This window comes from Streptomyces sp., from assembly GCF_031178505.1.
Lineage (GTDB): Bacteria > Actinomycetota > Actinomycetes > Streptomycetales > Streptomycetaceae > Streptomyces > Streptomyces gulbargensis.
Genome location: NZ_JAPSIW010000447.1, coordinates 1 through 5,891, shown reverse-complemented (window position 1 = coordinate 5,891; position 5,891 = coordinate 1). Strand labels below are relative to the sequence as shown.

Here is a 5,891-nt window from a genome sequence, read left to right as displayed (position 1 = left end):
CAGTACGGCATCTCCGGCTCCGGCAAGTACCAGCTCAACATCTCCGGCCGGGGCAAGGTCGCCCTCATGACCTCGGGGCAGCCGCTGATGATGCAGGTCACGCCCGAGAAGTACGTCAGTGTGGACGCGGACGCGATCGTCGCCTGGTCCACCGGGCTGCGCGTGCAGATGCAGGCGCAGACGCACAACGCCAGCGTCCGCCGCAGGCGTGGCAGCACGGGCGAGGGCTGGGAGCTCAGTTTCCTCGGCCAGGGCTTCGCCCTCGTGCAGCCGAGCGAGGTCATGCCCCCGCAGCACGCGGCCATCGGGCAGGGCGTCGCCGCGCAGTTCGGCGCGGGACAGCACGGCTCCCGGGCCCAGAACCAGAACAACGCCTGGAACTGAGCCGTCTGGACAGGACGGGGGGCGGCCGCCACGGCGACCGCCCCCCTCGCACGCCCGGTCACTCGAGCCGCCCGGTCACTCGAGCCGCCCGGTCACTCGAGCCGCCCGGTCACCCGAGCCGCGCCAGCGTGCCCTCCAGGAGCCGTACCACCGAGGTGTCCGCCACGCCGGCCACCTCGTCGTAGGCGAACCAGCGCAGGTCCAGCGACTCGTCGCTGATCGCGGCCTCCGCGCCGGCCGGGGCCAGGGCCGCGTACTGCACGTCCAGGTGCCAGTGGCACGGCGCCGGGATCGGATGCCGGTCCAGCCGCACCGGCCCGCCCGGCAGCAGCGTGAGGTCCGTGATGCCGGACTCCTCCGTCGCCTCCCGCAGCGCCGCCTCCGCGACCGTCCGGTCGCCCTCCTCGCAGTGGCCACCCATCTGGAGCCACATGTTCAGCTTCCGGTGCAGCGTCAGCAGCACCCGGCCTCGCGAGGGGTCGATCACCAGCGCGCTGCTGGTGAGGTGACCGGCCCCGCAGGGCTTGTACATGCCGTCCGGATGGGCCGCGAGGTGGTCCAGGTAGACCTGGCGCAGCTCCGGCTGGTCCTCGTACCCCTTCAGGACGAGGACCGCGTCGTCGTACAGGGTCACGCCGGACCGTCCCCGTCCTCCGGGGTGTCACCCTTGGCGGCCTCGCCCAGCATCTTGTCCAGCTCGGAGAAGTCGGGCTGCTCGCTGTGGACGAAGCCGTCCGGGTCGTCGAGGTCCGAGGCCGTCGGCAGCATGTCGGGGTGCTCCCACAGGCCGTCCCGGCCGTCGACGCCGCGGGCGTCGGTGAGCGAGGCCCACAGGCGCGCCGCGTCCCGCAGCCGGCGCGGACGCAGCTCCAGGCCGATCAGCGTGGCGAACATCTGCTCGGCGGGACCGCCGGTCGCCCGGCGCCGCCGCAGCGTCTCGCGCAGTGCGTCCGCCGAGGTCAGGCGGGCCTTGGCGGCCTCGTGGACCACCGCGTCCACCCAGCCCTCGACCAGCGCGAGCGCCGTCTCCAGGCGGGCCAGCGAGGCCTTCTGCTCCGGGGTGTCCTGCGGCTGGAACATGCCGGACTGCAGCGCCTCCTGGAGCTGCTCCGGGTGCGTCGGGTCGAGCTGCCCGACGGCCTCCTCCAGCTTCGAGGTGTCGACCTTGATCCCGCGCGCGTAACTCTCCACCGCGCCGAACAGGTGCGCCCGCAGCCACGGCACGTGCGCGAACAGCCGCTGGTGGGCGGCCTCGCGCAGTGCCAGGTAGAGCCGCACCTCGTCCGCGGGGACGCCGAGGTCCTTGCCGAAGGCCGCCACGTTCAGCGGCAGGAGCGCGGCCTTGCCGGCCGGACCCAGGGGCAGACCGGCGTCGGTCGACCCGACGACCTCACCGGCGAGCGCGCCCACGGCCTGCCCGATCTGCTGGCCGAACATGGCGCCGCCCATGGAACGCATCATCCCGATCAGCGGGCCGGCCATGGCCTGCATCTCCTCCGGGAGGACATCGCCCATCGCGGTGCCGACCCGCTCCGCGACCGGGTCCACCAGCTGCTGCCACGCGGGCAGGGTCGCCTCGACCCACTCGGCGCGGCTCCACGCCACCGCCGTACCGGCGCCCGAGGGCAGCGAGGTGACCTGGTCGAGCCAGAGGTCGGCGAGGCGCACGGCCTCCTCGATGGCCGTCCGCTCGGCCGGACCCACGCTGGCGTCCTTCGTGCCGTCGGCGGTGCCCTGGGCCACCACCTGGCGGGCGATCTGCTTGGCCATGTCCCAGTTCACGGGACCGCCCTCGTAGCTCAGCATCTGGCCGAGCTGCTGGAAGGCCGCCCCCAGGTCGTTCGGGTTCAGCGAGCCGAACATCGCGGCGAAGGGGTTGTCGGCGCCGCCGGGGCCGCCCATGCCGGGCAGGGGGAAGCCGAACGGGTTGGCACCGAAGGGGCTGCCGCCGCCCTGGCCGCCGGACCCCTGGCCACCTCCGGCGGGGTCCTTCTTCTTGCCCTCGTCGCCGTTCTCCGGCTCCTCCGGCGGAAGGCCGAATCCGAATGGGGTGTCACTCACAGGTTTCCTCGGCTCGTAGGGCCGCCGGCCTCCTGCCGGCGGCGACTGCCCGCTACACACCACCAGCGTAGACATCCGGGCCGGATATGGGCTCGGTGCTCCGCCGGGCCGTGCCCTGCGGCAGGATGGACGCCACCTGGTCCGTACGCGTCACGCGTGTACGTACTGAAGACAACCGCTGGAGACGCCCGGTGAGTTCCCCAGATCCTCAGGTTCGCGGAGCGCGAAACCCGTCCACCCGGTCCGCCGCGCGCGGCCCCGTCGTCGCGGTCACCGGCGCCGCCTCCGGCGTCGGTGACCTGCTGACCCGGCGCCTCGCCGCCTCGGAGGAGGTCAAGCAGGTCATCGCCATCGACGAGCGCCGCGGCGAGGTCCCCGAGGCGCGGTGGCAGATCCTCGACGTCCGCGATCCGGCCATCGCGGAGAAGCTGCGCGGGGCGGACGTCGTCGTGCACCTCGCCGTCGATCTCGACCTGGAGACCGATCCCGCCGCCCGGACGGCCTACAACGTGCGCGGCACGCAGACCGTGCTCACGGCCGCCGCGGCGGCCGGGGTCCGGCGGGTGGTGCTCTGCACCTCCGCCATGGTCTACGGCGCCCTGCCCGACAACGACATCCCGCTCTCCGAGGACGCCGAGCTCCGCGCGACGGCCGAGGCCACCGGCGTGGGCGACCTGCTGGAGATCGAGCGCCTGGGCCGCCGCGCGCCCCGGGCCCACCCCGGGCTCAACGTGACCGTGGTCCGCCCGGCGATCCTCGTCGGCGGCACGGACACGGCGCTGACCCGCTACTTCGAGTCGCCCCGGCTTCTTGTCGTCGCCGGATCCCGGCCCACCTGGCAGTTCTGCCACGTCGAGGACCTGGTGAGCGCCCTGGAGTACGCGGCCCTGGAGAAGGTCGACGGGGAGTTCGCCGTCGGCTGCGACGGCTGGCTTGAGCAGGAGGAGGTCGAGGAGCTCTCCGGGATCCGGCGCATGGAGCTGCCCTCGGCGGTGGCGCTGGGCGCGGCGGCCCGTCTGCACCGGATCGGGCTCACCCCCTCCCCGGCGGGCGACCTCGCGTACACCATGCACCCGTGGGTCGTGTCCGTGGGACGGCTGCACGACGCCGGATGGCGGCCCGCCTGGACGAACGAGGCGGTCCTCGCCGCGCTCCTGGAGGAGGTCGAGGGCCGGCACACGGTCGTCGGCCGCCGGCTCGGCCGCAAGGACGCGACGGCGGCGGGAGCGGCCGGCGCGACGGTGGCGCTGCTCGGCACGGCGGCGCTGGTGCGGCAGATGCGGAAGCGGCGCGGCCTGGGTCTGTAGCGGTCCCGCGGGGCCCGGCCGCGGCCCTTGTAGGACCCTCCCAGAGCGGGCCCGGTCCACCGGTTGAAATCGCCATTACGGGATGCCGACGCCGTACGGCACCATGGGCACCATGGCTGACACGCACGACCACCCCGGCGAGCAGGCCGCCGCCGACCCGATCAAGCTCCTCGCGATCAGGGACACGCCGCTCTCCGTCGACGAGGTCTTCCGCGCCGTCGGGGACGACGCCGCCGGCGGTACGACGCTCTTCGTCGGCACCGTGCGCAACCATGACGGGGGCGCCGACGTCGACGCCCTGGGCTACTCCTGCCACCCGACCGCCGAGGCGGAGCTGCGCCGCGTCGCGGAGAAGGTCGTCGCCGACTTTCCGGTCCGCGCCCTGGCGGCCGTGCACCGCGTCGGCGACCTGCGGGTGGGTGACCTGGCGGTCGTCGTGGCCGTCTCCTGTCCGCACCGGGGTGAGGCCTTCGAGGCCTGCCGCAAGCTGATCGACGACCTCAAGCACGAGGTGCCGATCTGGAAGCACCAGACCTTCTCGGACGGAACCGAGGAGTGGGTGGGCGCCTGCTGACACCCCGGGCGTTCTGGCAAGGGGGCGCGCCGACAGGGTGTAGCCGGACGCCCGATTTGCGTAACCGGCCCCCAAGGACGAGCGTTGATGCCACAGATGAATAATCTGTTGATCGACTCATTGGGGATGGGAGGCCGGAATGGCAGCGCTGGCCTGGTTGCTGATCCCGCTGTTCGCCGTCGTCGGCGCGGCGATATGGGGAAGCTGGGCATCGAGGAACAAGACCATAGGTGACGTGGCGGAACTCGCCGGCTACGCCCGTTTCCGGGACGCCATGGAGCGGTCCCACGCCACCCCCGCCGCCCCCGGCTCCTCCACGACGACGTCCGCCGCCACCGCCGCCACCGGTTCGCCGTCCACCTGACCCCGCCTCGGACGGACCGCCCCACGGGTGCACCCACAGGCGAGTCCCGTACTGTCGTTCCATGCCACGCCGCACCGCGACGATGCTCGCCTCCACCCTGGTTCTGATCTGCCTGCTCATCGCGGGCGTCCTGATCCCGGTGCCGTACGCGGAGATGAGCCCCGGGCCCACGGTGAACACCCTCGGAGAGGCCCGGGGCGAGCCCGTTCTGCAGATCTCGGGGCGGAAGACGTACCCCACCGACGGGCACCTCAACATGACGACGGTCCGCGTCACCAGCGCGGACTACAAGATGAACGCCGTCGAGGCCGTCTACGGCTGGCTGGCCCACGACAACGTGGTGGTGCCGCACGACACCCTCTACCCGGACGGGAAGACGGAGGAGGAGTCGAGCCAGGAGAACGCCGAGGAATTCAGCCAGTCGCAGGAGAGCGCCAAGGTGGCGGCCCTCGGCGAGCTGGGCATCCCCTTCACCACGCGCGTGGTCGTGGCGAGCGTCGTCAAGGGCTCCCCCGCCGAGGGCAAGCTGCACGCCGGTGACGTCATCAAGGCCGTCGACGGCACCCCGGTCACCGCGCCCGGTGACGTCGCCAAGCGGGTCACCCGGCGGAAGCCGGGCCAGGACGTCGCGTTCACCCTCGTCCCCGCCAAGGCGGCGGCCGAGGCGGAGAAGGCCGGCAAGGAGCCCACCGTGACCCGGAAGGTGGTCGTCACTACCACCACCTCCGAGGAGGGCGACCGGGCGATCGTCGGCATCCAGGCCGGCACCGACCACGCCTTCCCGTTCACCATCGACATCAACCTGGCGGACGTCGGCGGGCCCAGCGCCGGTCTGATGTTCGCGCTCGGCATCGTCGACAAGCTGACTCCGGAGAGCCTGACCGGCGGCCGGTTCATCGCCGGCACCGGCACCATCGACGACAAGGGCGAGGTGGGCCCGATCGGCGGCATCGAGATGAAGCTCGTCGGCGCGCGGAAGGCGGGCGCCGCGTACTTCCTCACGCCGGCCGACAACTGCGAGGCCGCCGCCTCCGACACGCCCGAGGGGCTCACGCTCATCAAGGTGAGGACCATCGACGACGCGATGACCTCGCTGGCGAAGCTCCGCGCGGGCGACACCCGGTCCCTGCCGAGCTGCGCCAAGGGCTGACCCGCCCGCCCCAGGAGGGGGGACGAGACGCCGAGGGGCGCCCGGTCGCCG

7 protein-coding genes are annotated in these 5,891 nt (G+C 72.9%); 5 read left to right on the top strand and 2 right to left on the bottom strand.

Annotation, left to right across the window (positions count from 1 at the left end):
- A partial coding sequence (locus tag RIF68_RS24805; protein WP_309053516.1) for an AIM24 family protein occupies positions 1-384 on the top strand: 384 nt, incomplete at its 5' end.
- A 109-nt stretch (positions 385-493) separates the two neighbouring features.
- Here RIF68_RS24805 and RIF68_RS24800 read toward each other — a convergent pair.
- Both RIF68_RS24800 and RIF68_RS24795 read right to left on the bottom strand, forming a co-directional pair.
- Entirely contained in the window at positions 494-1,018 is a 525-nt protein-coding gene (locus RIF68_RS24800) for an NUDIX hydrolase (RefSeq protein ID WP_309053515.1), read from the bottom strand.
- Complete coding sequence (locus RIF68_RS24795) at positions 1,015-2,445, bottom strand: zinc-dependent metalloprotease (protein WP_309053514.1); 1,431 nt, start codon at positions 2,443-2,445, stop codon at positions 1,015-1,017. The genes RIF68_RS24800 and RIF68_RS24795 overlap by 4 nt, the downstream gene beginning before the upstream one ends.
- Before the next feature lie 191 nt (positions 2,446-2,636).
- Between RIF68_RS24795 and RIF68_RS24790 the strand changes: the two genes are divergently transcribed.
- From RIF68_RS24790 to RIF68_RS24775, 4 genes are all read left to right on the top strand, one after another.
- Positions 2,637-3,752 (top strand): SDR family oxidoreductase, encoded by a 1,116-nt coding sequence (locus tag RIF68_RS24790; RefSeq protein WP_309053513.1) that lies wholly within the window; start codon positions 2,637-2,639, stop codon positions 3,750-3,752.
- Positions 3,753-3,864: 112 nt separating this feature from the next.
- A complete protein-coding gene (locus RIF68_RS24785; protein WP_309053512.1) occupies positions 3,865-4,326 on the top strand; it encodes a molybdenum cofactor biosynthesis protein MoaE in 462 nt (153 codons plus the stop codon).
- Positions 4,327-4,465: 139 nt separating this feature from the next.
- On the top strand, positions 4,466-4,690 hold the full coding sequence (locus RIF68_RS24780) for a hypothetical protein (RefSeq protein ID WP_309053511.1): 225 nt from the start codon (positions 4,466-4,468) through the stop codon (positions 4,688-4,690).
- A 61-nt stretch (positions 4,691-4,751) separates the two neighbouring features.
- Complete coding sequence (locus tag RIF68_RS24775; RefSeq protein ID WP_309053510.1) at positions 4,752-5,840, top strand: PDZ domain-containing protein; 1,089 nt, start codon at positions 4,752-4,754, stop codon at positions 5,838-5,840.
- The last annotated feature ends 51 nt before the right edge of the window (positions 5,841-5,891 follow it).